Genomic DNA, 25,664 nt, shown 5'->3' on the forward strand with positions numbered 1-25,664 from the left:
GAGGCGCAGCGTGGGCGCGGTGGCCTCTAGCGGACCGGTCGATCGTGCGAGGTCGGGGTCGAACCCGGCGCAGGTGGCGAGGGGTCACGGTGAACCGGCGGGTCCTTCGAAGGGCAAGGCATGCGGCTGCTCGGGGCTCGGGCGGGGCCGCTGCCTCCGAGAATAAATACTAATTTAGTATTGACACTGCCGCGTGCGGTGGGCGACTCTGATCGAAGCGAAGTTGCCCAGGCGAGACATCGAGGTCACATGCAGGGAAAAAGGAAGTGGGGCGCCGTCCTCGGCGCGGTGCTGATGGCCGCGGCCGTCGCGGGCTGCGCCGGCAAGGTCGGTGAGAACGGCCGCGTCGGGGTCGTCTACCTGAACGCCGAGGGGTACTACGCGGGCGTCGCGAGGGGCCTGAACGAGACATTCTCCGAACAGCCCGACGCGCCGCAGCTGCTCGCGTCCAATATCCAGTCGGACGCGTCGAAGGAAAGTACGTTCGTGGATACGGTCGTTTCGGTGAAGGCGGACGCGCTGATCATCTCGCCGTCCTCCGCTACCGCCTCCGTTCCCGCACTGCGGCTCGCACACGACAACGATGTTCCGATCATCTGCTACAACACCTGCGTCGAGGACGCCGCCGCCCGGGAGCTGGTCTCTGCCTACGTACTCGGCGACCCCGAAGAGTTCGGCGCCGCTTCGGGACGCCAGATGGCGGCGTACTTCCGGGAACAGGGCATCACCGCACCGAAAGTGGCCGTGATCAACTGCGAACAGTTCGAGGTGTGCGTCCAGCGCCGGATCGGCTTCGAACAAGCGCTCACCGCGGCGGTTCCCGGCGCCACCCTCGTGGCCAACCAGCAGGGGCTGACCCTCGACGAGGCGGTCCAGCGCTCCGAACAGGTACTCACGGCCCATCCCGATATCGACGCCTTCTACGGCGAGGCCGGCTCGCAGATGATCGGCGCGGCACGTGCTGTCCAGGCCCGGGGTAAGGCCGGTGACGTGGTGGTATTCGGCGGTGATATGTCGACGCAAGCAGCCGGGATGTTGCGGGACGGCACCATCCTCAAGGGCGTCACCGATATCTCCGGCATCAAGGTCGGCGACCTGGCGGGCCGCGCGGCCGTCGACATCCTCGCCGGCAACCCACCCGCCGAGTTCGTGATCCCGGCCCCGATCGACGAGTACGTCGGAGCGCGTGCCGGTGCGGACTGGATCGAGACGCATCCGGACGGAATCCCGTGACCGCCGCACCCGCTCGCGACCCGCACCTGCCCCGGAAGGACACCATGGATCACCGCACGGACGATCCCGGCGACGGCGCCGTTGTCGTCGAGATCGAGGGATTGACCAAGCACTACGCCGGGGTGCACGCGCTGACCGATGCCTCCGTGACCATCCGTGCCGGTGAAGTGCGGGCGCTGCTCGGCCGCAACGGTGCGGGCAAATCGACGATGATCCGGCTGCTCGCGGGTGTCGAAACCCCGGACCGGGGGAGCATCCGCGTCGGCGGTGAACTACTCGGCCACGGTGGCGTCCGGCGGTCGACCTCGCTCGGTATCGAGACCGTCTACCAGGAACTGAGCCTGGTCCCGGAACTGACCGTCGCGGAGAATATGTTCCTCGGTGTCTGGCCCCGCAGCGCCGGTCGTGTCGACTACGACACCATGCGCCGCGAAACCGCCGCCGTCTTCGCGGAACTCGCCCTCGATATCGATCCGCTCAGCCGGGTCGAATCGCTGCCGCTCGCCGAACAGCAGCTCGTCGAGATCTGCCGCGCGGTCCGGCGGCGACCCCGGTTGCTCATCCTCGACGAGCCGACCAGCGCACTGGCCGCCGCCGAGGTGCAGGCGGTCCTGAAGACCGTCAACCGGATCGCGGCGGCCGGGGTCGCCGTGGTGTATGTCAGCCACCGCCTCGACGAGATCCGGCAGGTCGCCTCGACCGCGACCGTCATGCGCGACGGCCGCGTCGTCGACACCGTGCCGCTGGAGGACGTCAGCACCGCCCATGTCGTGGCACTGATGGTCGGCGCTGCCGCACCGGCTGTGGAGGACCGCGCCGAGCGCGCCGTGGACCGTTCCGGGACGCCGCTGCTCTCCGTGCGGAACCTGGTGCTGCCACCGAAGATTCGCGACGTGTCGTTCGACGTGTATCCCGGTGAAGTACTCGGGATCGCCGGCCTGATGGGCTCCGGCCGCAGCGAACTGCTCCGTGCCCTCGCGGGATTCCAGCCGATCTCGTCCGGCTCCGTCGCGGTGGCCGGGACCGGCGTCCGCAATGTCAGCGCCGCGCGGATGAAGGCGCTGGGAGTCGGGATGACGCCCGAGGATCGCAAGGGCGCGGGCATCGTGCCGCTGCTCGGTGTCGACGAGAACATGCTCATCTCGGACTATCGGGCCGTCAGCTCCGGGCCGACCATCGTGTACCGGCGCTTCCGTGAAGTTGCATCCGGTCTGATCTCGCGGCTGTCCATCGCGACCGCCCGCGGGGAGACGCCGATCGTCAATCTCAGCGGTGGCAATCAGCAGAAGGCGGTCATCGGTCGCTGGCTGCACGCGGGCAGCCGGATCCTGCTGCTGGACGAACCCACCCGCGGTGTCGATGTCGCCGCCAAGGCTCAGATCTACCGCCTCGTCAGGGAACTCGCCGACGGGGGAGCCGCCGTCGTGTTCGTCTCGGGCGAACTCGAGGAGCTGCCCCTGGTCTGTGACCGGGTGCTCGCGCTGCGCGGCGGCGCGATCGCCGAGGAGCTGACCGGCTCCGGTATCACTGTCGATTCCGTCCTCGCCGCCGCGATGGCGGCCTGACCACCACGAAGCACAGACGAGAAGAGGACCCTGTGGTCATCACCAAGAACAGTCTCCAGCCGGGTGATTCCCGCACAGCGCGCGGGTGGCTGGGCTCGCGCAGCCATCAGCTCAACGAAATCGGCCTCGTGGTGGCGATCGCGGCACTCTATGTGGTGCTCGGTCTGACGGCGTCCGGTTTCATGGACGGCTCGAACCAGCTGGGCATCCTGCGCGATGCCGCGACGATCGGTATCGCCGCGTGGGGTGTGACGCTGGTGATCATCGCCGGCGATATCGACATCAGCATCGGCCCGGCCGTCGCGTTCGCCTCGGTGCTGGTCGCGATGGGGAGCGCCCAGTGGGGGCTCGGGGTGTTCGGTGCGGTGCTGCTGACCCTTGTGCTCGGTGCGGCGTGGGGTGCGCTGGCCGGCTGGCTGCGCGCCAGCTTCAATGTGCCGTCCTTCATCGCGACCCTCGGACTGTGGAGTGTCCTCGGCGGTCTCGGTCTCTATCTCACCGACGCCCTGCCCGTGGTGCTCCCCGAGAGCGGCCTGTTCGACCTGCTGGGCGGATCCATCGTGGGTATCCCGACGTCCGCGGTGGTGATGCTGATCCTGTTCGCCGTGTTCGTCTACATCGCCAAGTTCACCGCGTACGGTCGTTCGGTGTACGCGATCGGCGGTAACGCGGCGGCCGCCCAGCTGGCCGGGATCAACCTCACCAAGGTGCGCATCCTGCTGTTCGCCACCACCGGCCTGCTCTCCGCGATCACCGGTGTACTCCTCGCCTCCCGGCTCGGCGCGGGATCCGGCAGCGCGGGCGCCGGACTGGAGTTCGACATCATCGCCGCCGTCGTCATCGGTGGCGCCGCCCTCGCCGGCGGGCGCGGCACGATGCTGGGCACCCTGCTCGGCGTCGTCTTCATCACCGTGATCGGCAACGGACTGGTCCTGCTCGGAGTGAACTCCTTCCTGCAGGACGTTATTCGCGGCGTGATCATCGTCGGCGCCGTCCTGATCAACTCGCTCGTCGTGCGCCGCGGAGCAGCGGCCGTCCGCACCGCATGACCGGCGCCCATATCCCTGCCCCGACCCGGCCGCTCACAGGAGGAATCGTGACCACCACCGAGTCCGGGACGCGGACCGTTCCCGAGACGATGCCCGGTATCTACCTTCCCGGCAACTCCACCACCGAGATGCGTCAGGTTCCCGTGCCGACGCCCGGCCCGGGGCAGCTGCTCGTCGAGGTCGGCGCCGCGGGAATCTGCGGTACCGATATCAGCTACATCTATCGCGAGTACAAGACGCACCGCGGTATCGACGGCCCCGCCTACCGCGGCGTCGTCTCCGGCCACGAACCGTCCGGTCGCGTGGTCGCCACCGGACCCGGCTGCGCCCGCTTCGGCACCGGCGACCGGGTCATCGTCTACCACATCGCCGGCTGCGGACTCTGCGACAACTGCCGCCGCGGCTTCTACATCAGCTGCACCGCACCGTCCCGGGAGTCGTACGGCTGGCAGCGCGACGGCGGCAACGCCCGGTACGTGCTGGCGGAGGAGCGCACCTGTGTGCCGCTGCCCGCGGAACTGTCCTATGTCGACGGTGCGCTCATCGCCTGCGGATTCGGCACGGCCTACGAGGGCCTGCGCCGCATCGGTGTCAGCGGGGAAGGTGACCTGCTCGTCGTCGGTCTCGGACCCGTCGGCCTCGCGGCCGGCATGATCGGCCGGGGCATGGGTGCCCGCCGCGTCGTCGGTGTCGAACTGTCCGGCGTCCGTCGGGAGTGGGCCGATTCGCTCGGTATCTTCGATGCCACCGTCGCGCCGGACGAGGCGGACGCCGAACTCGACCGGCTCACCGGCGGCGCGGGTTTCGCCTTCACCATCGATGCGTCCGGGTCGGCGCCCGGCCGGTCCACCGCGGTCGAGCACGCGGCCGAGTGGGGGCACGTGTCGTTCATCGGCGAGGGCGGCCGTTTCGACACCGAGGTTTCGGACACCCTGCTGCACAAGCAGTTGACGCTGCACGCGTCGTGGGTGACGTCCCTGCAGGCGATGTCGGATCTGGCGGCGAACCTGGTCGCGTGGGGGTTGCGTCCCGAGGCAGTGGTCAGCGACCGGTTCACCCTCGACGAGGCCGATCGGGCCTTCGCGCTCGCCGCGGGTGGCAGTCGCGGCAAGGTCGTCTTCGTCTCGGATTCACTACCGTGACGCTACGGCCGGCCACCACCGGAACCCTCGTCGAGATCGATGAGGGTTCCGGCCGTCGTCCGGATGTTGTCTGGCTCGACAATGCGGTGTTGCGGCTCGGGTTCGTCCCCGCGCTGGGCGGCCGGTTGCTCTCGGTGCAATTGCGCGGCCGGGAAACCCTGTGGCGCAACACCGAACTGCTGAACGAAAACCTGTACCCGGTGGCGCCGCACGTACCCGCGCCGGTATCGGGGCCGATGAGCGTCTGGAACAACTACGGCGGCGACAAGACCTGGCCCGCGCCGCAAGGGTGGTCCGGCCCGGCCGAGTGGGCAGGCCCGCCGGATCCGGTGCTGGACTCCGGCCCGTACGAACGGCGAGTGGAGCGCACCCCGGGGGCCGTGACCCTGACCATGACCAGCGGCCACGACCCGCGCACCGGCCTGACCTTGACCCGGGCAGTCACGCTGCGGGACGGGCAGAGCTGGTACGACGTGCGCCTCGAGGCCCGCAACACATCCGCGCGGCCGGTGCGGTGGGCGCTGTGGAACGTCACCCAGCGCGCCGCGGGCGAACCCGGCAGCGGTGGTGTGTACGTCGGGGTCACCGACGGCGACCACCGGGCGGTGCCGCTCGCAATCGGCACCGGAGCGCCCCGGCACGAGGTCCTCGGCCCCGATCGAGTTCTGGTGCCGCACCAGGATGTCGTCGGCAAAATCGGCTTCCCCGGCGCGAGCGGCTGGCTGGCGCACGCGGCGCACGGCATCACCACCACCCAGACCTTCACGGTCGATCCGCGCGGTGACTACCCGGACGGCGGGTCACGCGTGGAGGTGTGGATGGAACACCCGCTGAGCGAACCGATCGAACATCTCGGCGGCCTCCTTCCGCGGGCCCGGATCGTAGAGATCGAACTCCTCGGCCCGTCGGCGACGCTGGGGCCGGGTGAACACACCGCACTCGGGTACCGATGCGCGACCGCCGCCGGTGCGGGTGAGGTCCGCACCGTCACCCCGGTCGGCCACTGGGAGAACGGCGCCCGGTTCGCCGCGTACGTCAGCGGCGACCTCCTGGCCGACGGCGTTACCGTCGGCGAGGTGCGTGCCGGTGCGGCGATCTCGCTGGACAGCGAACTGATCGGAACTCCGGTCACGCTGCGCGAGAAAGGTGCCGGAGTCGAACACGAGATCGGCACGGCACCCGACCAGGAGGAGGAGCTGTGATCGCAGAACCCGGCACCGGTACGGTGCTGATCACCGGTGCGGCCCGGGGGATCGGTGCCGCGACCGCACGCCGCATGGCGGCCTCCGGCTGGTCGGTGGTGCTGTTCGACCGTGACGAGACAGTCGCCGAGACGGCCGCGTCGATCGAATCCGCGGGCGGCCGGGTACTGGCCTGCCGCGGCGATGTGACCTCCGAATCCGACTGGGCCACAGCGATCGAACGCACCCACGCGACCTTCGGTCCCCTCGACGCGCTCGTCTGTAACGCGCTGGCCACCGACCACGCCCCGTTGCACGAGATGGCGCTCGCGTCGTGGCAGCGACAGCTGGACGTCAACCTCACCGGCACCTTCCACGGGATCCGGGCGTGCCTGCCCGACCTGCGCCGGGACCGGCGCGGCGCGATCGTCATCGTCTCGTCCGTCCACGCCTGCTTCGGCCTCCCCGGGGTGCCCGCCTATGCGGCGACGAAAGCCGGACTGACCGGCCTGACCCGGCAGGTGGCCACCGAGTACGGCGGTGAGGTGCGGGTGAACTGTGTGCTGCCCGGCCCGATCCTGACGGCACAGTGGGAGGGGATCCCGGACGAGAGTCGCGCCGCGAGTGCTGCCGAGACGGTTATCGGACGGCTCGGTGATCCCGATGAGGTGGCCGGTCCCATCGAGTTCCTGCTCGGTGCGTCCGCGTCCTTCGTCACCGGCGCCACCCTGACCGTCGACGGCGGCTGGAGCATCACCAAGAATTCGTCCTGACCGCAACCGACGCGGTGTGACACATATTCACGGAAAGCGGAGTCGAGGCAACAGATGACAGGCTATGCGGGACGCGGCGTCCACGGTACGACGGTGGAACTGCTCGGTTCCCGGATCGTGGACGGCACCATGGCGCCCGGTGAGGTCCTCGATCTGCGGGAGCTCGGCGCGCGGATGGACCTGTCGCTGACCGCGCTGCGCGAGGCGATCAAGGTGCTCGCGGCCAAGGGCCTGGTCGATTCCCGGCAGCGCCGCGGGACCTTCGTCCGGGAACGAGCCGAGTGGAACGTACTCGACAGTGATGTGATCCGCTGGCGGCACTCCGCCGGCGACGCGTCCGCGATGCTCGACGAACTCGCCGAGGTGCGGGCGATCATCGAACCCTCCGCCGCGGGGCTGGCCGCGCTGCGCCGCACCGACGAGGACCTCGCAGACTTCGAGCGGGCCCTCGCCGACATGGCCTCCGCCGCCGCGACGGGCACCGCGCAGCAGGCCGCGGCCGCGGACCTGGCCTGGCACGGGCTGCTGCTGCGGGCCGCCCACAACGAGATGCTGGCCAGTATGAACGTGCTCGTCGAACCGGCGCTGATGGTCCGGGATTCCCTCGTGCACAACCACACCACCGACGACCCGGTGCCGAGTCACCGTGCGGTCGTCGATGCTATCCGGGCGGGCGACCCCACGGCCGCGGTGGCGTCGACCCGGGCCCTGCTCGACAAGTCCGCGGACGACCTCTCGCGCGTGCTCAATCTTCTCGACAGTAAGGAATCCGGGTGAAGATCACCGCTATCGATACCTTCGCAGTCGCCCCACGCTGGCTGTTCTGCCGTATCGACACCGATGCCGGCATCGTGGGCTGGGGCGAGCCGGTGGTCGAGGGCCGGTCCGATACGGTCCGCGCCGCGGTCCACGAACTCGCCGAACTGCTCATCGGGAAGGATCCGCGCACTGTCGAGGCGCACTGGCAAGTCCTGACCAAGGGCGGCTTCTACCGGGGCGGCCCGGTGCTTTCGAGCGCTGTCGCCGGCATCGACCAAGCGCTGTGGGACATCCTCGGCAAATCGCTGGGCGTGCCGGTGCACCAGTTACTCGGTGGCGCGGTGCGCGACCGGGTCCGCGTGTACGGGTGGGTCGGCGGCGACGAACCGAACGAAGTCGCCGACGCCGCCCATGCCCAGATCGAGGCCGGTCTGACGGCGCTGAAGATGAACGCGTGCGGACGGTTCGGCCGGTTGGCGACGTCCGCCGAACTGGACGGCGTCGTCGCGCGCGTCGGCAAGGTCCGGGACGCGATCGGCGACCGGAACGATATCGCGGTCGACTTCCACGGCCGCGTGGGCGTTGCGGACGCGCGCCGGCTCGTGTCGATGCTCGCACCCATGCGGCCGCTGTTCGTCGAGGAACCGGTCCTGCCGGAACTGAGCCACCGGTTGCGGGATGTGGTGGAGTCGACCACCGTGCCGATCGCGACCGGCGAACGCCTCTACTCGCGCACCGAATTCCTGCCCGTGCTCGAGTCGGGCGTCGCGATCGTGCAACCGGACCTCTCGCATGCCGGCGGTATCTCCGAGGTCCGGCGCATCGCCACCCTGGCCGAAACGTTCGGCGCGCTGCTCGCCCCGCACTGCCCGCTCGGCCCGCTGGCGCTGGCGGCCAGTCTGCAGGTCGCGCTCGCGACCCCGAACTTCCTGCTGCAGGAACAGTCCATCGGCATCCACTACAACGAGGGCAGTGCCGAGCTGCTCGACTATGTCCTCGACCGCTCCCCGTTCCGGTTCGCCGACGGGCATATCGAGCGGTGGGACGCTCCGGGGCTCGGGGTCACGATCGACGAGGCCGCGGTCCGCGCGGCCGACGCGGTCGCCACCAGCTGGCACGGGCCGATCTGGCATCACCCCGACGGGTCGTTCGCCGAATGGTGACCCCTGGTGACAGCCGACGATATGAGAACCGACGAAATCGAGGCATCTGATGACCCTGCTCGACGACCTGCGTGAACACCGGCTCCTCAGCATTATTCGTGGCACCGACGCCGCCGCGTCGATCGACACCGCACTGGCTCTCGCCGACGAGGGTGTCCGGCTGTTCGAGGTTTCGCTCACCTCCGCCGACGCGCTGCGGGTGATCGAGGCGATCGCGACCAGGCTGGACGGACGGATCCAGCTCGGCGCGGGCACCATCCTGACACCCGACGACGTGATCCGGGTACGGGACGCCGGCGCTACCTACGTCGTCACCCCGGGCCTGGCACCTTCGGTGCCCGCGGCGATCGATGCCGGCCTCCCGGTGCTCTGCGGTGCCCTCACCCCCACCGAGATCGTCACCGCGGCCGGGCTCGGTGCGGACGCGGTGAAGATCTTCCCCGCGTCCACGATGGGACCCGGTTACTTCAAGGATCTGCGCGCACCGTTCCCCGATATCCCGCTGATCCCGGTCGGCGGTGTCGGCGCGGACACCGTGCCCGCGTACCTGGCCAACGGTGCGATCGCGGTCGGCGTCGCGAGTCCGCTGAGCGGCGACGCCCCCAACGGCGGCGACCTGGACGCGCTGCGCTTGCGGGCGCGATCCTTCCTAGAGGCCGTGCGGGACCGGGCATGAGCGGGTCAGGCCCGGAGGCGGTAGCGAAGCGTCACCACGCAGGGCCCCCGCTCGTGCCCGATAGACACAGCATGAGCGGGTCAGGCCCGCTCGACGTCGTCACCGTCGGCGAAACGATGGTCGCGGTGCGTGTCGCGGATCGGATCCGGTTCGGTGGTGACGCCACGCTGGCTGTCGCGGGTGCGGAGTCCAACGTGGCGATCGGCCTTTCTCGCCTCGGGCACCGGGTGCGCTGGGGTGGCAGGCTGGGCGCCGACGAGTCCGGTGAACTGGTGCTGCGCACCCTGCGCGCGGAGAACGTCCTTGTCGACACCGTCTCCCGTGACACCGAACGCGCCACCGGCCTGGTGCTGTTCGAGCAGCGGCTGCCGGACGTGACCCGCGTCGAATACCACCGCCGCGACTCCGCGGGCGCCCGGGTCGGTCCGGTGGATTCCGTTGCGGCACTGACGGAAATACCTCGGATCCTGCATGTCACCGGGGTGACACCGGCCCTGTCCGTCAGTGCCGCCGAGGCCGTCACCGAGGCCGTGCGCATCGCCCGCGACGGCGGCGCGCTGGTCTCCTTCGACGTGAATTTCCGTTCTCGGCTGTGGGATTCGGAGATCGCCGCGTCCGCACTCCGGCCGCTGGCCCGCGCCGCGGACATCGTCGTCGCCTCCGAGGACGAACTCGGTCTCGTCGCACGTGATCCCGCCGAGCTCATCGACTGCGGGGTATCGGAGGTGGTGGTCAAGCTCGGCGCCGACGGCGCGGCGGCGCACACCGGTGCAGGCATCACCACCGCTCCGGGGCACCGGGTGAGTGTCGTCGACTCGATCGGCGCCGGCGACGCCTTCACCGCGGGATACCTCTCCGCGCTGCTCGACGGCGGCGATATCGCCGAGCGGCTCGCGCGCGGAAACACCCTCGGCGCGTTCGCGGTGTCGAGCCGAGGGGACTGGGAAGGGTTGCCGAACCGCGACGAGCTGTCCCTGATCGCGGCGACCTCCGGGGCGGCACTGCGATGAACAAAGTGGGCGAGTGGACCGCGCTCGGCGCGGTGCGGCACGAACTCGGCGAGGGCGCGCGGGCGACGGACGACGGATTCGTGTTCGTCGACCTGCTCGCGGGAGTCCTGCTGGAGACCGACGGCAGGCCCTCCATCGGAACCGGCGGCAATCCGTCCCTCGGGACCGAGGCTGATTCGGCGAGTGAGCGATTGAGGCTCGACGTCCCGCTCGGTGCCGTCGCGCCACGTGCCGGCGGCGGCTGGATCGCGGCGGCCGGCACCGGGATCGCGCTGCTCGGCATTCCGGACGATGCAGACTCGGCCGCCGCCGTTGAAATCGAATGGCTGGCACGGCCTTTCGGCGACCCCCCGGTGCCGATGCGAATGAACGACGGTGTCGCCGACCCCCACGGGCGGTTCTGGGCCGGCGCCATGCCCTACGACGGCACCCCCGGCGCCGGGCGGCTGGTGCGGGTCGACCCCGACGGCTGCGTCCAGGTGGTTCTCGACGGGCTCACGATCCCCAACGGACCGGCGTTCAGCCCCGACGGCGCCACCATGTACCTCGCCGACAGTGCGCGCGGGGTGATCCTGCGGTACCGGGTGGGGAAGGATGGCGGAATCGATGGGCCCGCGGAGGTCTTCACCACGGTCGACGACGCGAGTCCCGACGGCATGACCGTCGACGCGGACGGAAATGTCTGGTCGGCGCTGTGGGGTGGCCACCGGCTGCACCGGTACAGCCCCGACGGCGAGCTGATCGACGTGGTGCCCGTACCGGCAGCGCAGCCGACGAGCATCGCGTTCAGTGCCCGCGCACCACACCGGATTCTGGTCACCACCGCGACCCACGGGCTGACCGAACCGGGGCCGTTCGACGGTGCCACCCTGGTCGCTTCGACGACCGTTGCGGGCCTGCCGACGGCACACTTCGGGGTGTGAGACAGCCGGAGTCACGAAATCTGTGCGGGTGGTCGGTGCGCGAGGGTGGGCACCCGTTGCTGCGGCGGGAGGGGTTCCCGGCACGGCCGGCGTCACGCCTTCTGGTTACCGGTCCGGGCGGTCGGGGACGGGTGGGGCCGAACGGACGGCAGGCCAGGGGCGGGGTTCCGGCGTGCCCGCCAGGAGCTGACCAGCCCGCCGGTCCCGACAGTGAGGCGGCGGGTCAGGGAAACCTGGGCGCGGTGGGTGAAGACGGCGAAGTCGCTGTCTTCGATGCGGTCGAGAATTTCCGAGTACAGGATCAGCGCGGTCGTGACGCACGCACGTGATCGCGGGTGCAGCGTCGCGATCCCGCGCTCGGCGTAGGCGTAGTGGTCCCGGACGAGGGCGTGCTGGTGGGCCAGGGCGCGGCGGACACGGGTATCGGTGCGGCGATGGGCCCGGCACCACTGCAGCAGTTCCCGGTCCACACCGTGGGCGGCGAGCTCGTCGGCCGGCAGGTAGATCCGGCCGCGGGCGAGATCTTCGTCGATATCACGCAGGAAGTTGGTGAGCTGGAAGGCGTAGCCGAGCGCGGCAGCGTAGGGCGCGGCTTCCTCCCGCGGCACCACGGTGCCGAGTACGGGCAGGACTTGCAGGCCGATGACCTCGGCGGACCCGTGGACGTAGCGGTCGAGCGCGGCCCGGTTCGGATAGTCGGTGACGGTCAGGTCCATGCGCATGGAAGTGAAGAACGCGTCGAACAACTCGGCGGGAATTCCGTGGATACCGGCGGTGTGCGCGACGGCGGCCAGAACCGGGTCGGCGGCGACGTCGCGGGTGCGGAACTGCTGTTGCAGGGTGTCCAGGTGTGCGGCGCGGTCGGCGACGCTGATCGCGGGGGCGAGGGTGTCGAGGATATCGTCCGCGCGGCGGGCGAAGCCGTAGAGGGCGTGGACGGCGGGGCGCTGGTCGGGTGCGAGCAGCCGGGTGGCGAGGAAGAACGTCCGGCCGTGGCGGGCGTTGAGGGTGCGGCATGCGGTGTAGGACTGTCGCAGTGCCGGGTCGAAGATTTTCGCGGCGTCGAGTTCGCGGCGGGTCATGGTGTCGGGCTCCGGTATGTATGGGTGAGGAGTGGCTCGGCGGCGAGGGCTGTCCGGGCGGTAACAGTGCCGGTGATGCGATCGGCAGCGAGGCGTCCGGATACGAGCACGGGTGGTATGCCCACTCCGGGAACGGTGGAGCTGCCGGCGAGGACGACGTTGTCCAGGCCGCGGATCATGTTGGCCGGTCGCAGCGGTCCGGTTTGGGACAGGGTGTGCGCCAAGGCGAATGGGCTGCCGGCGAGCATGCCTTGGCGGGCCCAGTCCGCCGGGGTGCGCACGTGCAGCACCTCTACGCCGGTCAGCGGGGTGGGTAGGCGACGGTTGACCGTGGCGAGTATTTCCTCGGTGTAGTCGGGCCCGTATCGGTCCCAGTCGATCGGCGCCCTGGCCAGGTTCGGGGCGGGGGCCAGCACCGAGATCAGGTCACGGCCGGGCGGGGCGAGGGTGGAGTCGGTTGCGGTGGGGCGGGTGAGCAGCAGCGACGGGTCGCGCATGGGCCGGCCGTCGGTGAGGAGGTCGTCGAAGGTCTCGTTCCAGGCGCGGCCGAACAGCAGCGAGTGGTGCGCGAGCCGCGGGGCGGGGTCGCAGCTGACATGCACGACGACTGCCGACGGTGCGGGGATCGGTCGTTGCGGGCGCCGTGACCGGTGAGTGAGCAGTTCGTAGGTGTGGTGCAGTTCGGCGGTCGAAACCAGTGCGTCGCAGTCGATGCGCCGGCCGTCGGCGGTGGTGACGGCTCGGACTCGGGAGCCCGATCGTTGTGCCGAGGCCACGGTGGTCCCGTATCGGATGTCCACCCCGGCCCGGGTGGCGACAGTGGCGAGGGCGTCGGGCAGCGCCCGCATACCGCCGAGGGGGAAGAACACACCTCGGATGGTGTCCATGTAGGCGATCACGGCGTAGGCGGCCAGTGCCCGCGCGGGTGCGACCCCGGCGTAGAGGGATTGGAAGGTGAACAGTCTGCGGACATCCGGGTCGTGCAGGTGGTCGGCGACCGCGCGGTCCCAGCGTCGTAGCCCGCCCGCCATGATCAGCCGTGCCGTATCCGGGGTCAGCAGCGAGGCCGGGGAATCGATGTTGGTGGCGATGAACCGTTCGAACTCGGTGTCGTAGAGGCGGGTCAGCCATCGCCGTAGTTTCCGGTAGCCCGCTGCCTCCCGCGGCCCGGCGAAATCGGCTATCGCGCTGCTCATCCGGTCGGCGCCGGTGTGCACGTCCAGTTCGCGGCCGTCGGCGAAGCGGGCTCGGTACGACGGGTCGACCGGGACCAGCCGCAGGTGATCGTCGGTGTTCTCGCCGACGGCGGCGAACACTTCGTCGACCAGATCCGGCATCGTCAGCACTGTCGGCCCCAGATCGAGCCGGCAGCCGCCGATATCGGCGCGGCCGGCGCGACCCCCGGGTACGGTGTCGCGTTCCAGAACGGTGACCGCTCGGCCGCGCCCCGCCAAGTGGATCGCGGCCGAGAGCCCGGCCAATCCCGCGCCGATCACCACGATATGCCCGGCGCGACCGGTTACCTGACGCATCGTCTGCTCCTTGTCCTCAGAATCGGCGAGTCGTGCATCGGGTGGCCAGGCCGTCCAGCACTGTGCGCTGCTGCGCGGGTAGCGGCGCATCGGTGATGACCCGACGCGCGGCGGTGACACGTTCGCTGATCATCGACTCGATCCGTGCGGGTGCGCCGGTGGCGGTGATCAGCGAACGGACTCGCCGGACTGCCGACTCATCCAGCGCCGGCGCTTCCAGGAGAGAACGCAGTTCGCCGCGCAGCCGCGGGCCGGCCATCTCCACTGCGGCCACGAGCAGGGTGGTCGCCTTGTGTGCGGCGATATCGGTGTCGCCGGGCTTGCCGGTGACCTCGGGCAGACCGTAGACACCGAGTACATCGTCGCGCAGCTGGAATGCCTCCCCGATCAGGCGCCCGTATTCGGCCAGCCCTGCACAGACCTGTTCGCCGCAGCCCGCCATGGACGCACCCATGATCAGGGGCCATTTCACCGTGTAGTCACCGGATTTGGCCCGGGCGATCGCCAGCACTGATTCCAGCGACGGCAGCGTCCGGATATCGTTGCCCAGATCGGCGAATTGGCCCAGTGCCAGCTCGATGCGCATCCTGTCGTAGTGCGGCCACACCCGGGACAGCGCCGGCGCGGGCACACCGCTGTCGCGCAGCATCTGCTCCGACCAGACCAGGCACAGATCACCGAGCAAGGTGGCCGCCGACTCCCCGAAACGTCGCGCGCACCCCGGGGCCCCGCGGCCGCGATGCTGATCGGCCAGCCGCACATGCGCCGCGGGTTCGCCGCGGCGCACGGCGGCTTCGTCCATCACATCGTCCTGCAGCAGCGCGAACGCATGCAGTAATTCGGTCGCCGCGCTGGCCCGCAGCGCCGCGGCGTCGTCCTCGGCGCCACACAACCATCCCGAATACATGAAGGCCGGCCGCACGCATTTTCCGCGACCGGTGTACTGCCACAGGACCTGATCCACGGCGATTCCGGCCACGTCGAGGTGCTGGCCTTTCAGGAACTCGTCGAGCTCGGCAAGCACTCGCGCCCGGAGCCGGTCATGCCACTCCGGCACCACCTGCTCGGCCCGGGTAGTTCGTGGCGGCCCGGGGCGTGATCGGGTGAGCTCCGCGATGTCTGCGTCCATGAGCGCTCCTCGGCTCCGATCGGTGACGAGTGTTGCTCCCCACCGTACTCCAAAAGCGATGCATAAGCGATGCATTGCTCAGAGTGAATGTGCAGCGCGGACGAGGTCGCCCAGGGCGTCTTCGAGCGAGTCGATCCGCTGCGCTCCGGGGTAGACCTCGGCTGCGGGGCGGATCCAACCGGGACCGGCCAGCAACACTTTCGCCGGCAGCCGGCTGCCGGCCGGGATCGGCACGGGGGAGGCGGTGTGCCGGGTCTGCGACCACAGCACCACCACCGGGCGGCGCGGTTGCCGGGCGATGGCGGCAGCCAATGCGTCGGCGGGCACCGCGGCGCCGAGCAGTACCGCGGGAATACCGGCCTCGGCCAGTGCCGCGCGTAGCATCTCCAGTGGCAGCACATGGTCCTCGCCCGCGGTGCAGGCCAGCAATATCGGCACGAGCCCGGCCGCGGCGCGCAGCGGCGGCGCGGTGCGATGCAGGCCGGCGGTGATCGCCCAGGACATCACGTGCTCCACGTCGACCAACTCTGTTTCGTGGGCCTGGCGGTCGACGATGTCGGCGAATGCGGGCCGGCACAACCGGTTCCAGGTTCGCACCACCCCGAAGTGTGCGAAATGAGTGGTGAACAGCGCCAGCAATTCGGCGGCGTCGAGGAGGTCGGCGGCCGCCAGTACCGGCTCCACGTCGCCGAGAACGGGGTCCGAGGCGGCCACCGCGGCCCCGCGCACCGCCTTCGCCGCATTGACCGGACTGACCCCGGCGCCGACCAGGTCGACCATACGGCCCAGCATCGCTACGTCACTGGAGGTGTAGTACCGGTGCCGGCCCGGGTTGTGACCCGAAGGGCCCAGATCGTAGCGCTGATTCCAGCTGCGCAAGGTCGCGACCGGGATCCCCAGGGTCCGCGCCACGGCGCTGACGGTGAATCCTGCCACCGAATCCTCGCCCGGGACATCACCCTCACGTGCGGGCACCTGCGCACCTCTTTCGCGGTCCACCGAACAGGAAGCGAGGCGAGGCCGGGAAAGTGCCTTGCCCGCCGAAGACGACCGGCTGCGCCCGTGCGGGCGCGGCCCCGCTCAGCGCATGGACACACACCCCTGCAAGGTCTGGAAATCCCCGGCGAATCCGGGACCGCCCGTGCAGGTCGGCGCCGACGTCCCGGTGACGGTCACCGACGCGCCGGGCCCGGCGATGCCGATGGACAGCCCGGGCCGCACCCCGGTCGTGGTCGCCCGGGCGCCAGGCCCGACCGCGATCGCCGCGGGCCCGGAGAGGAACTGTGACGTCGAGGTCGCGGTGCCGCCGTTCTGTGCGATGGCCAGCGACAAACTCGTGGCCGCCGCCTCCGCGCCGGCGGTGCCGTCGATCCCGTACGCCGCGGCGGCGCCACCCGCAGTGCTCGTCGCGGAGCAGGCGGCGCCGGCGTCTCCGGCTCGAACGGCCGCGGCACCCGGGGCCGGGCAGGAAGCGGGGGGCGCGGCCGCTGCTGTCGGCCCCCCGACGAAAGCCCACATCGTCGCCGCGCTCACGCTCACCAGCAAACCCAGCGAGCGTGCGGTAGTGATATGAAACATGACGGTCTCCTCCATCGTGTCGAAGCCGCGCCCCGAGAGGAAAGGGCCGGCGGCCGAACTGAAAATTTCCGTCTATGACCCCCTTCACAGTACGCCTCGAATGATGCAAACTCGATGCATCAATAGAAATAACCGCGGGGTGCACGACCCACCGGAGCCGCAGGCTCGACCAGCGCCATTGCACGACCCGATCTGAGCCATCGGCAGCAAGGCGCCCCGCCCTTCGAGAAGGGGCACGATATGAGAATCCGCAAGAGCTCCGCGGCATTGATCGCCGCACTGTCGGCGATCGCGATCGCCGGCTCGGCATGCGCCGAGGAAACCGCAAACTCCGAACCGTCCGCATCGGACACCACAGTGCCGGTGGCACCGGAGGAGGAAGCCGTCATGGCCGGACCGGTAGGACCCGGGTGTGCCGACTACGCCCAGCAGGTACCGGACGGGCCGGGATCCATCGACTCGATGGCCCGGGAGCCGGTGACAGTGGCCGCGTCGAACAACCCGCTACTGACCACCCTCACCGCGGCGGTTTCCGGTCAGCTCAACCCTGAGGTGAACCTGGTCGATACCCTCGACAGCGGTGAATTCACCGTCTTCGCGCCGGTGGATTCCGCGTTCGCCGCACTCGACCCCGCGACCCTGGAAACGCTGAAAACCGACTCGGCGCTGCTGACCACCATCTTGACCTACCACGCCGTCCCGGGCCGCCAGGCGCCGGACGCGGTGGCCGGAACCCTGCGCACCGCAGAAGGATCCGACCTCACCGTCACACGCGCCGGTGACCAGATCACGGTCAACGACGCCTCGGTCATCTGCGGCGGCGTCCAAACCGCCAACGCCACCGTCTATCTCATCGACACCGTGCTGATCCCGCCCACCGTCGGCGGCGCCTGACCGTTACACCTGGGCGAGGGCCCGGAGTCATCCTCCGGGCCCTCACTGCGGGTAGGCAATCGGCACCCTTGCCGGCACTCGGTGCCGCGGGCGGGCTCAGACGGCCTTCGCCAGTGGGTCGACACCGACGAGTTGGGCGAGAGTCGCTCCCATGATCTTCTTGCGGTCCTCGAGCTCCAGCTCGTCGAGCTCGTCGACCCAGGTCACCGGGTCGAATATGCCCTCGGGATGGGGATAGTCCGAACTGTACGACCTGTACGGCCTCGGGGTCGTGCGGCCGAGAAGATTGTGTGCTTCGGACGCCTCGCACTCCGTGGGATGTCCGGCCCGGCAGGACGGGCAGTGACCGCACGAATCGAAGCTGAGCAACGCCGTCGCCTCCAGCCCGTAGAACTTCTGTCGAAACCGGCCATGGAACCGGCGTCCATCAGCGGGAGTAGGTAGTCGAGGTAATCCGGCGTGATCACACTCGCGCAGTGGCTGGTCGGCAACTTGTTGCACCCGTTCCCGGGCGTAGCGGTGTGCGCGTGGTCGATGGTGAGAGGTAGGCATTCCACTGGGATGGAGCCGGTCAACACTGCATACTGACGTTGACATCGACATTGATGTCGATGTGTTGCCACGCCCGGCCGGTGAGTAGCGGAAACCGTCGCTCGGGGCCGGTTTCCCGGGCAACTTGGTGGAAGGCGGTCCCATGAACAGCCCAGTGATGAGTTACGGGAGACGGCTGGCCGAGCTGGCCCGGAATCATTCGAACGATCCGGCAGTGCGGTTCGTCCTGGTCGATGGCACGGAGTCCGCGTTCACGTGGCGGGAACTGGACGATCGCTCGGGGCAGGTCGCAGCAGCTCTGTCGGCGCGGGGTCTGGCGGTCGGGGACCGGCTCGGCCTGGGATTGCGCAACACTCCGGAATTCATGCTCGGGGCGCTCGGTGCGTGGAAGCTCGGGGCCGTCCCCGTGCCGGTCCGCTGGGATCTGCCGGACTGGGAGTTGTCCTGGTTGCGAGAAGTCGTCGACGCGAAGGTGTACCTCGACGAATCGGATATCTCGTGGATCCGGGCGACCGCCGAGTCCGCCGTGCCCGATCTTCCGGATGCGGTCGCCCCGCAACGCTTCGGCATCTGCAGCAGCGGATCCACCGGTACGCCGAAGGTGATCCTGCCCGGGGAGCCGGGGATCTACCAGGAGTGGCGGGCGGCCCCGTTCGCCGAAATCTGGCAGCCGATCCCGCGGCCCGAGACGATCATGGTGCTCGCGCCGCTCTATCACACGAATGGTTTCTCGACGCTGCTGAACCTGCTGGCCGGTGACCGGCTCGTTGTCCTGGAGAAATTCGGGGCGGCGCGCGTGGTGGACGTCATCGAACAGCATCGGGTGTCGACGTTCACCGCGACGCCGACCATGCTGAAGCGCATCGCCGATGTTCCCGGGATAGACCGGCGTGACCTGTCCAGTCTGCAATGGTTCCTCCAGGGCGCGGCGCCCATGCCGCCGTCGCTGGTACGCCGCTGGGCCGAGCTGATCGGCCCGGAGCGAATTTTCATGGCGTACGGCATGACCGAGGGTTTCGGGCTCACCGCCTTGCGCGGTGACGAGTGGCTGACCCACGAGGGAAGTGTCGGCCGCGGATTTCGGGACACCGAACTGCGCATCCTGGGCGAGGAGGGTGAGGAACTTCCCGTGGGGGAGATCGGCACCGTGTATCTGAGGTCGTCCGTGGGGGGTTCGTACACCTACCTCGGTGACGCGCCGCGCGCCGCCACGACCGCCGACGGCTTCAGCAGCGCCGGCGATATGGGCTACCTCGACGACGAGGGATACCTGTATCTGAAGGACCGGGCGGTGGATCTGATCATCTCCGGGGGCGCGAATGTGTTCCCGGCCGAGGTGGAGGCCGCGCTCATCGACCATCCGAAAGTCGCCGACGTGGTGGTGATCGGCCTGCGCGACCCGGAGTGGGGGCGCCGGGTGCACGCCGTCCTGGAACCCGCCGACCACACCGACCCGCCCACCTCCGACGACATCATCGCCTACGCCAAAGGGCGTCTGGCCGCGTACAAGGTGCCCAAGACAGTCGAGGTCGTCGATGCGATCCCCCGCAGTGCCGCGACGAAGGTGAATCGCAAGGCCATGGTGGAAGCGCGAGGCGGCTGAGCACCGCCGGCGGCTGCCGGTCGGCCGCCTACTCGTGCTGAACGAGTCGTGGTCTGCGACGGCGGATACCAGGATTTCGCCACATCGACGACGAGCTACCAGTAATCTGTGGCTCGGCAGCAATGTCGACGTCGATATCGATGTTGCTGATTGGATGATCGATATCGCGCAATGTCTCCCGGCTGCGGCGGCCGGGCGGCCGAGCCGATATCGGAAGCTCAGCACGACTCCGGGAGGACCAATGACGGTCGAACCCTCTGATGGCAACCACCGCCTACCTGCTCGTGGGCGCGGGCTCCGCCGCCACCTCCGGCCCCACGCCGCGCACCCCGGGACGAGGTTTCGACCCTGACTTCGACATATCGGCGGGATTCCGCCAGAGGGCAATGTCCGTGCCCACCCCAGTTCGACCCGAGATGAGGTTCAATGACAAACCTGGTTCCTTCTGCTGCCGGTTCCGCGCCGGTGAAATCCCACTCGCTCAGAAATCTGACCGGCCTCGGCTGTGCCGCGATCATGGCCGTAGGACTATGGTCGGCGGGCGCCGCGCAGGCGGATGCCTTCGTGGCGCTACCCGACGGCCGGGAAACGGCGCCGGGGGTAACACTCACCCGGACCGGCGAGCATGCCACCGTATCGCCGTCGATGGCAGCCAACGGGGCCGGCCGTGTGGCGTGGGTATCCGGCACCATCGTGGCCGAGGTCACCGCTACGCCCGAAGTCGAACGGCCGGGCCCGTATTCGCGTCCCGGCAACGGGAACGGCACCAACAACTCCTCCACCCACGGTGCGTCGCAGGTCAATGCGGGCTACATCATCGGGTGTCAGGTCAGTGTCGGTGACAAGGCGATTTCGGCCGGGATGTCGGCCAATGTCGGCACCACGAGCGCGGGGGTCAGCGGTTCGGTGGGGGTCCAGCTCGGTCCCGGCGAGGTGAAGCTGGTTCAGGTCGGGTTCAAGGACATTCTCGAACCGGGCAGGTATGCGGTCGGCTACCGCGATTTCGGAATCGACCTTCAGGGCTGCGGGGGCTACGCCCAGGCGCGTTCGTATGCCGTTGTCGAAATCATCGGCAACAACTACTCCAAGACCGTCCTCTACGGGGCTCCCTTCAGTATCGGCTGACGGGCAATCCTGTCTTCCGTCTCGATCCGCCGGCACACCCGGTCCTGAACTCTCATGAAAGCACCGATGACGATGCTCCATTTCACCGCGATCGCACGTACTGCGATATTCGCTGCCGCCTCCGCCGTGGCGCTCGGCTTCCTGTCGGCCGGCGCGGCCCGTGCCGATACCTTCGTGCCACTGCCCGGCGGCACCCTCAGCGAGACACTGGCCGACGGGACAACTGTCACGCTGTCGCTGACCGCCGAATCGGCCCTGATCAATCCCTCGATGGGTGCCACGCCGCTCCATCGCAACGTCTGGGTGTCGGGCACCGCGCGGGCGGATCTGGCCGGGGCCAATGCGGCCGGCGCCCGCAGCAAACTCCGCCCGGGCTATGTCGTGGGTTGCCAGGTCAATATCAGTGGCGGCAATGTCACCGGCGGCGCGGGAGTCACGCAGCCCTACGCGAGCGACAGCCTGCAGGGCAGCACCTCCGTGGGTGGTGCGCTGAGCCTGGGGCCGGGCCAGGCCCAGGCCGTGTATCTGCTGGACACCGAGAGTGCTGATGCCTTCGGTGACAGTGTCCACAAACCGTTCAATATGTTCACCGGGCCGCAGGGCAGCGTCACCTGGCGCAACGCCACCATCGGGTTGAACGGCTGCGCGGGCTACGCACAGGCGCGCTCGTTTGTCCGCATCGAAGTCGAAACCCGGCAGGTCAAACAGGATGTGACGCTCTGGGGTCTGCCTTTCAGCCTCGGGTAACCAGAGTGCTGATCGGGGCGGCGGGTTTTCACATGAGCGCCCGCCGCTCCGCGTTTCCGAGCGGAAACTCTTGTGTGCCAGGTCACAAGACGCTATCGTTCGGATGACCGGTGTTGAGGTACAAGCACCGGTCATTGCACGCTCATCCTCTGTCACGCACCTTCCGTACGGGCTGCGAGTTCCGGAACCGCCGTCTTGCTTCTCCGGTCCGAGATGCGCGGACCTCGACCCTGTCGGGCGCGCGGCCGTCGGCCGTCTCGGAATTCATGTCCCAGCGAAATCCTTCGTGACTCGGCCGGTGTCGCACGACCAGTTCTACGAAGGGACCGATCCATGACGAGCATTCCGCACTGGTGCTCCTATGTGGCCGGGAAATGGCTGGACGGCGGTGACGTGTTCACCGTCGAGAACCCGGCCGACGAATCGGCTGTAGCGGAGGTCGCCGCCGCACCGGTGGGCGATTTCGGGCAGGCGATCGAGGAGGGGCGCCGCAGCTTCGACAGCGGCGTGTGGGCGGACCTGCCCGCGCGGGCGCGGGCGCGGACGTTGCACGCATTCCTCGACCACCTCGAGGCCGTCCATACGGCGCTCATCGATGTGATCGTCGCCGAATCGGGTCAGCCGGTGTTCTTCGCGGAGGGGACCCAGTTCCGGACCTCTCTGACGATGGCGCGGGAGACGATCGAGCTCTACCTGTCGATGACGCACGAGGAAGCCGGCCCGGTGCCGGTCGCCGAGCTGGTCCGGGGCGGAACGACGTTGAGTATCCGCCGGTACGAGCCGGTGGGGGTGGTCGCCGCGATCACGCCCTGCAACGCGGCGCTGATCATGGGCTTGCAGAAACTGATCCCGGCGTTGATGGCGGGAGCGTCGGTCGTCGTGCGGCCGAGCCCGCTGACACCGATCTCGTCCCTGATGTTCGGTGCCGCGGCAGAGGTCGCCGACATACCGCCCGGGGTGCTGAGCGTGGTAGTGGAGCCGGGAGCAGCCGGTGCGGCGCTGCTCACCACGCATCCGGACGTGGATATGGTGTCGTTCACCGGGTCGACCTCGGTCGGGCGGATGATCCTGGCCCAGGCCGCACCGACGGTGAAGCGGGTCGCCTTGGAGCTCGGCGGTAAATCGGCTCAGGTCTATCTGCCCGACGCGGTGGAGCGTGCCGCCCGAGGTGCCGCCGCCGTGGTGGCGGCCACGGCGGGTCAAGCGTGTGCCGCGGCCACCCGCATGCTGGTGCCGCAGGAACGCAAGGACGAAGTCGTCGCGGCAGTCGCCCAGGCGTACGCGGGCATCACGGTGGGTCCGCCGAGCGAGCGCACTGCCCTGATGGGCCCGCTGATCAGTGCGGCCCAGCGGGAACGGTGCGAGCGGTATGTGGCGCTCGCGCAGAACGCCGGTGCCCGAGTGGCATTCGGGGGTGAGCGGCCCGAAGGACTGGACCGGGGCTACTACTTCCAGCCGACCGTTCTCGACCTGCCGGACAACGGGAATCCGGCGGCGCGGGAGGAGATCTTCGGCCCCGTTCTCGGGGTGATCGGTTACCGGGATATCGAGGACGCGGTGCGGATCGCCAACGACAGCGAGTATGGACTCTCGGGCCAGGTGTACGGCGCTGATGTCGCAGCGGCCACGGCGGTGGCTCGCCGGCTGCGAACCGGTGCGGTCACTGTCAATACCGGGATGTACAGCGCGTACGCACCGAGCGGTGGGTACAAACGCAGCGGTCTGGGCCGGGAGCGGGGCACCGACGGGATCCGCGCGTTCCAGGAAGTCAAACATCTGGCCATCGCGGATCTGCGCTGAGCCCGGCCCGGCCTACCGAAAACCGCCACCGGCCTCGGGCGAAGGTCGATGACAACATCCACCAGGCCCGGACGCATCTTCCCTCGTGAGGCTCGCCCCGCAGTGAGGCAGGCGGAATCGGTGTGCCCGAACACTGTTCAGCGGCTGGTCTATTCCGGCTTCGGGGTGTAGCGCATACCGAGCGCGTTCACCCAGATACGCGTGAGTTGTTCGGTGGCGGTGTCCGGATCGAAGTCGTTCTCGGTGTTGAACAGGCGGTCGGTGAAATGGGCGACCATGCCACCGAGCGCATGGGCCGCGTAGGCGGGTTCCAGCCCGGGGTCGGCGTCGCCCGATTCCTGGAGCAGGCGGATCCGTCGTTCGATGGCCTGCGCGAAGGCGTTCTGCCGCTGCAGCCGGATATCGCGGACCTCGGGATCGATGGTGGAGACCTGATGGATAACGCTCATGATCTTGGCGTTGGCGCCGTAGACCTGCAGATAGTGCTCATTGGCCAAGCGGATGCGCTGCACCGGATCGGTGTCCTCGGGCGTGGGTTCGGTGGTGAGCAGCTCGAGTTCGACCGAATCGGCCACCTCGGTGAAGATTTCTTCCTTGGTGACGAAGTAGGTGTAGAACGAGCCGTGCGAGATGCCGGCGGCAGTGCAGATATCGGTGATCCGGGCATGGACGAAACCGTCGCGTTCGAAAACCTCCACGGCGGCCTCGAGGAGCCGGCGTCGCGTCTCACGGCCTCGCTGGGTGCGTCCGGTGCCACGTCGCTTCTCCGGTTCCGCGGCGCCGCGGCCGCGGCTGGCGTTGGAGATGGCCGGTTTCCGGCCGGTGACTTTCGGCATCGGTGTCCTCTCTCGCGGGATGATCGCGGACATTGCCACGGCGATCGTGTCGGGCCGGACGTGACCGTGCGGTGCGGCGGGCCCACCCGCAACGGCCGACTATAGCGACCCCGGTATCGGTGTCGGGTTTCGTGCGGTCGCGCTGGGCGGATCCCCTCGGATCATCGTACCGAAGACCAATATCGATATCGATATCGAAAATATCTGCCACCTCTGCTCGAATGATGCTGGGCAGCCCGCCGGTGGCCCGCCGGTGGCCCGCGATTGACGCCGTCACCACCCGGCGCCCCGGGCAGCATCCGCCGCGACGGGCGACATCGAGCAACCTAACGGGGGTGCCCGGTGCCGTCGAGCCATTCGGCCGACGGCCAGGCGCCGGACTCGACGAGAGTGCGCACCACCGCGACGATTTCGCGTGCGACGACCTCCGCGGCCGGGGCCGGGCGACCGGTGCGGGGGAGACCGAGGACGAGGTCTCGGGTCGCCTCGGGATCCTGGAGCGGGGCGGCGCTCAACGAACCCGCTGCCACGTCCGAGGCCACGCCGGCGGCGGGCAGAATTGTCCATCCGGAGCCGGCCAGGACGAGTTGTTTCTGGACGTGCATGGAGTTGGTTTCGATCGCGATCTCCGGTGTTCCCCCGGCCCGGGCGTACACCTGATCGATCAGGGTGCGGAGTCCGTGTCCGGCCGCCGGCATGACCATGGGCCGGGCGACCAGGTCTGCAAGGGGAAGGGGTCTGCTCATGGTGAGTTCCGCGTGTGGTGGTGCGACCGCCCACAGTTGCTCCCGGAGCAGCGGCCGGACGTGCAACGACGGGGTGCTGCGCAAGTTGTAGAGCAGGGAGAGGTCCACATCGCCCTGGTCGAGCCAGTGCTGCAGATGTCCCGAGTAGGCGGTGAGCAGGCGTAGCCGGATTCCGGGTTGCCGGCGCCGCATATGGTCGACCAGGGGAGCGGCGATCACCTCGAGTGTGCTCTCCAGTAAGCCCAGGGTGGCGATTCCGGTGACGGGTCCCGGGGCGGGGCGTATCTCGGCCCGCGCCCTGTCGAGTTCGGTGATGGCCCGGCGTGCGCGTTCGACGAGGACGGTGCCGGCGGTCGTGAGGCGCATGCCGTGCCGGGTGCGTTCGAACAGCGGGACCCCGAGTTCTTGTTCGAGGGTCTTGATCTGCCGTGTCACCGCGGGCTGCACCAGGTGCAGCAGCTGGGCGGCCTTGGTGACGCTCCCTGCTTCCGCGACCGTCACCAGCGCGGTGAGCTGTTTGAGGTCCATCTCGCGCTCCTATGCGCCCGAAGAATTCGGACATCACA

General features: G+C 69.0%; 23 protein-coding genes. 16 read left to right on the forward strand and 7 right to left on the reverse strand.

Translation table 11 applies throughout. The features are described from left to right. Positions 1-249 precede the first annotated feature (249 nt). The 11 genes from ACIA75_RS17380 to ACIA75_RS17430 all read left to right on the forward strand — a co-directional run bounded on the left by ACIA75_RS17380 (position 250) and on the right by ACIA75_RS17430 (position 11,474). Entirely contained in the window at positions 250-1,233 is a 984-nt protein-coding gene (locus ACIA75_RS17380) for a substrate-binding domain-containing protein (RefSeq protein WP_397104895.1), read from the forward strand. After that, on the forward strand, positions 1,230-2,798 hold the full coding sequence (locus ACIA75_RS17385; protein ID WP_397104897.1) for a sugar ABC transporter ATP-binding protein: 1,569 nt from the start codon (positions 1,230-1,232) through the stop codon (positions 2,796-2,798). The genes ACIA75_RS17380 and ACIA75_RS17385 overlap by 4 nt, the downstream gene beginning before the upstream one ends. 32 nt (positions 2,799-2,830) lie before the next feature. Next, complete coding sequence (locus tag ACIA75_RS17390; RefSeq protein ID WP_397104899.1) at positions 2,831-3,847, forward strand: ABC transporter permease; 1,017 nt, start codon at positions 2,831-2,833, stop codon at positions 3,845-3,847. A gap of 47 nt (positions 3,848-3,894) precedes the next feature. Then, positions 3,895-4,989, forward strand: coding sequence for a zinc-binding dehydrogenase (locus ACIA75_RS17395; RefSeq protein ID WP_397104901.1), 1,095 nt, complete (start codon positions 3,895-3,897; stop codon positions 4,987-4,989). Next, positions 4,986-6,191 carry a DUF4380 domain-containing protein gene (locus ACIA75_RS17400; protein WP_397104903.1) on the forward strand — a complete coding sequence of 402 codons (1,206 nt, stop codon included), beginning with the start codon at positions 4,986-4,988 and terminating at the stop codon, positions 6,189-6,191. Before ACIA75_RS17395 ends, ACIA75_RS17400 begins: the two co-directional genes overlap by 4 nt. Next, a complete protein-coding gene (locus ACIA75_RS17405; protein WP_397104905.1) occupies positions 6,188-6,943 on the forward strand; it encodes an SDR family NAD(P)-dependent oxidoreductase in 756 nt (251 codons plus the stop codon). Before ACIA75_RS17400 ends, ACIA75_RS17405 begins: the two co-directional genes overlap by 4 nt. Before the next feature lie 54 nt (positions 6,944-6,997). Next, positions 6,998-7,720 carry a FadR/GntR family transcriptional regulator gene (locus ACIA75_RS17410; protein WP_397104908.1) on the forward strand — a complete coding sequence of 241 codons (723 nt, stop codon included), beginning with the start codon at positions 6,998-7,000 and terminating at the stop codon, positions 7,718-7,720. Next, a complete protein-coding gene (dgoD, locus tag ACIA75_RS17415; protein ID WP_397104910.1) occupies positions 7,717-8,865 on the forward strand; it encodes a galactonate dehydratase in 1,149 nt (382 codons plus the stop codon). Before ACIA75_RS17410 ends, dgoD begins: the two co-directional genes overlap by 4 nt. Before the next feature lie 49 nt (positions 8,866-8,914). Beyond that, positions 8,915-9,541 carry a bifunctional 4-hydroxy-2-oxoglutarate aldolase/2-dehydro-3-deoxy-phosphogluconate aldolase gene (locus tag ACIA75_RS17420; RefSeq protein WP_397104913.1) on the forward strand — a complete coding sequence of 209 codons (627 nt, stop codon included), beginning with the start codon at positions 8,915-8,917 and terminating at the stop codon, positions 9,539-9,541. Positions 9,542-9,612: 71 nt separating this feature from the next. Then, entirely contained in the window at positions 9,613-10,551 is a 939-nt protein-coding gene (locus ACIA75_RS17425) for a sugar kinase (RefSeq protein ID WP_397104915.1), read from the forward strand. Then, on the forward strand, positions 10,548-11,474 hold the full coding sequence (locus ACIA75_RS17430) for an SMP-30/gluconolactonase/LRE family protein (RefSeq protein WP_397104918.1): 927 nt from the start codon (positions 10,548-10,550) through the stop codon (positions 11,472-11,474). The genes ACIA75_RS17425 and ACIA75_RS17430 overlap by 4 nt, the downstream gene beginning before the upstream one ends. A gap of 92 nt (positions 11,475-11,566) precedes the next feature. Here the strand turns inward: ACIA75_RS17430 and ACIA75_RS17435 are convergent, their stop codons facing one another. From ACIA75_RS17435 to ACIA75_RS17455, 5 genes are all read right to left on the reverse strand, one after another. Beyond that, positions 11,567-12,556, reverse strand: coding sequence for a phytoene/squalene synthase family protein (locus ACIA75_RS17435; RefSeq protein WP_397104921.1), 990 nt, complete (start codon positions 12,554-12,556; stop codon positions 11,567-11,569). Beyond that, a complete protein-coding gene (gene crtI / locus ACIA75_RS17440) occupies positions 12,553-14,088 on the reverse strand; it encodes a phytoene desaturase family protein (protein ID WP_397104923.1) in 1,536 nt (511 codons plus the stop codon). The genes ACIA75_RS17435 and crtI overlap by 4 nt, the downstream gene beginning before the upstream one ends. Before the next feature lie 16 nt (positions 14,089-14,104). Further along, complete coding sequence (locus ACIA75_RS17445; protein WP_397104925.1) at positions 14,105-15,217, reverse strand: polyprenyl synthetase family protein; 1,113 nt, start codon at positions 15,215-15,217, stop codon at positions 14,105-14,107. A gap of 78 nt (positions 15,218-15,295) precedes the next feature. Next, entirely contained in the window at positions 15,296-16,192 is an 897-nt protein-coding gene (locus ACIA75_RS17450) for a MerR family transcriptional regulator (RefSeq protein WP_397104927.1), read from the reverse strand. Positions 16,193-16,297: 105 nt separating this feature from the next. Beyond that, positions 16,298-16,795 carry a DUF6764 family protein gene (locus ACIA75_RS17455; protein WP_397104930.1) on the reverse strand — a complete coding sequence of 166 codons (498 nt, stop codon included), beginning with the start codon at positions 16,793-16,795 and terminating at the stop codon, positions 16,298-16,300. Positions 16,796-17,035: 240 nt separating this feature from the next. Between ACIA75_RS17455 and ACIA75_RS17460 the strand changes: the two genes are divergently transcribed. The 5 genes from ACIA75_RS17460 to ACIA75_RS17480 all read left to right on the forward strand — a co-directional run bounded on the left by ACIA75_RS17460 (position 17,036) and on the right by ACIA75_RS17480 (position 23,516). Further along, positions 17,036-17,689, forward strand: a complete 654-nt coding sequence (locus tag ACIA75_RS17460) for a fasciclin domain-containing protein (protein ID WP_397104932.1) — start codon at positions 17,036-17,038, stop codon at positions 17,687-17,689. Between the two features lie 694 nt (positions 17,690-18,383). Beyond that, on the forward strand, positions 18,384-19,844 hold the full coding sequence (locus ACIA75_RS17465) for a class I adenylate-forming enzyme family protein (RefSeq protein WP_397104934.1): 1,461 nt from the start codon (positions 18,384-18,386) through the stop codon (positions 19,842-19,844). A gap of 516 nt (positions 19,845-20,360) precedes the next feature. Then, a complete protein-coding gene (locus ACIA75_RS17470; RefSeq protein ID WP_397105372.1) occupies positions 20,361-20,969 on the forward strand; it encodes an MspA family porin in 609 nt (202 codons plus the stop codon). Between the two features lie 66 nt (positions 20,970-21,035). Then, on the forward strand, positions 21,036-21,716 hold the full coding sequence (locus tag ACIA75_RS17475; RefSeq protein ID WP_397104935.1) for an MspA family porin: 681 nt from the start codon (positions 21,036-21,038) through the stop codon (positions 21,714-21,716). A gap of 333 nt (positions 21,717-22,049) precedes the next feature. Beyond that, entirely contained in the window at positions 22,050-23,516 is a 1,467-nt protein-coding gene (locus ACIA75_RS17480) for an aldehyde dehydrogenase family protein (protein ID WP_397104938.1), read from the forward strand. A 149-nt stretch (positions 23,517-23,665) separates the two neighbouring features. Here the strand turns inward: ACIA75_RS17480 and ACIA75_RS17485 are convergent, their stop codons facing one another. Together ACIA75_RS17485 and ACIA75_RS17490 are read right to left on the reverse strand one after the other, a co-directional pair. Beyond that, the gene (locus ACIA75_RS17485) at positions 23,666-24,352 is read right to left on the reverse strand and encodes a TetR/AcrR family transcriptional regulator (RefSeq protein WP_397104941.1); all 687 of its coding nucleotides are present in this window, start codon (positions 24,350-24,352) and stop codon (positions 23,666-23,668) included. A 326-nt stretch (positions 24,353-24,678) separates the two neighbouring features. Then, on the reverse strand, positions 24,679-25,626 hold the full coding sequence (locus ACIA75_RS17490) for a LysR family transcriptional regulator (RefSeq protein WP_397104943.1): 948 nt from the start codon (positions 25,624-25,626) through the stop codon (positions 24,679-24,681). Positions 25,627-25,664: the final 38 nt, after the last annotated feature.

Source organism: Nocardia sp. NPDC051750, from assembly GCF_044453135.1.
Lineage (GTDB): Bacteria > Actinomycetota > Actinomycetes > Mycobacteriales > Mycobacteriaceae > Nocardia.

What these genes read in the sequence shown, in the direction of transcription:
- ACIA75_RS17380 (WP_397104895.1), top strand. Translation starts at nt 250, where the DNA reads ATGCAGGGAAAAAGGAAGTGGGGCGCCGTCCTCGGCGCGGTGCTGATG.
- ACIA75_RS17410 (WP_397104908.1), top strand. Translation starts at nt 6,998, where the DNA reads ATGACAGGCTATGCGGGACGCGGCGTCCACGGTACGACGGTGGAACTG.
- ACIA75_RS17420 (WP_397104913.1), top strand. Translation starts at nt 8,915, where the DNA reads ATGACCCTGCTCGACGACCTGCGTGAACACCGGCTCCTCAGCATTATT.
- ACIA75_RS17425 (WP_397104915.1), top strand. Translation starts at nt 9,613, where the DNA reads ATGAGCGGGTCAGGCCCGCTCGACGTCGTCACCGTCGGCGAAACGATG.
- ACIA75_RS17430 (WP_397104918.1), top strand. Translation starts at nt 10,548, where the DNA reads ATGAACAAAGTGGGCGAGTGGACCGCGCTCGGCGCGGTGCGGCACGAA.
- ACIA75_RS17435 (WP_397104921.1), bottom strand. Translation starts at nt 12,556, where the DNA reads ATGACCCGCCGCGAACTCGACGCCGCGAAAATCTTCGACCCGGCACTG.
- crtI (WP_397104923.1), bottom strand. Translation starts at nt 14,088, where the DNA reads ATGCGTCAGGTAACCGGTCGCGCCGGGCATATCGTGGTGATCGGCGCG.
- ACIA75_RS17445 (WP_397104925.1), bottom strand. Translation starts at nt 15,217, where the DNA reads ATGGACGCAGACATCGCGGAGCTCACCCGATCACGCCCCGGGCCGCCA.
- ACIA75_RS17455 (WP_397104930.1), bottom strand. Translation starts at nt 16,795, where the DNA reads ATGTTTCATATCACTACCGCACGCTCGCTGGGTTTGCTGGTGAGCGTG.
- ACIA75_RS17460 (WP_397104932.1), top strand. Translation starts at nt 17,036, where the DNA reads ATGAGAATCCGCAAGAGCTCCGCGGCATTGATCGCCGCACTGTCGGCG.
- ACIA75_RS17465 (WP_397104934.1), top strand. Translation starts at nt 18,384, where the DNA reads ATGAACAGCCCAGTGATGAGTTACGGGAGACGGCTGGCCGAGCTGGCC.
- ACIA75_RS17470 (WP_397105372.1), top strand. Translation starts at nt 20,361, where the DNA reads ATGGCCGTAGGACTATGGTCGGCGGGCGCCGCGCAGGCGGATGCCTTC.
- ACIA75_RS17475 (WP_397104935.1), top strand. Translation starts at nt 21,036, where the DNA reads ATGACGATGCTCCATTTCACCGCGATCGCACGTACTGCGATATTCGCT.
- ACIA75_RS17480 (WP_397104938.1), top strand. Translation starts at nt 22,050, where the DNA reads ATGACGAGCATTCCGCACTGGTGCTCCTATGTGGCCGGGAAATGGCTG.
- ACIA75_RS17485 (WP_397104941.1), bottom strand. Translation starts at nt 24,352, where the DNA reads ATGCCGAAAGTCACCGGCCGGAAACCGGCCATCTCCAACGCCAGCCGC.
- ACIA75_RS17490 (WP_397104943.1), bottom strand. Translation starts at nt 25,626, where the DNA reads ATGGACCTCAAACAGCTCACCGCGCTGGTGACGGTCGCGGAAGCAGGG.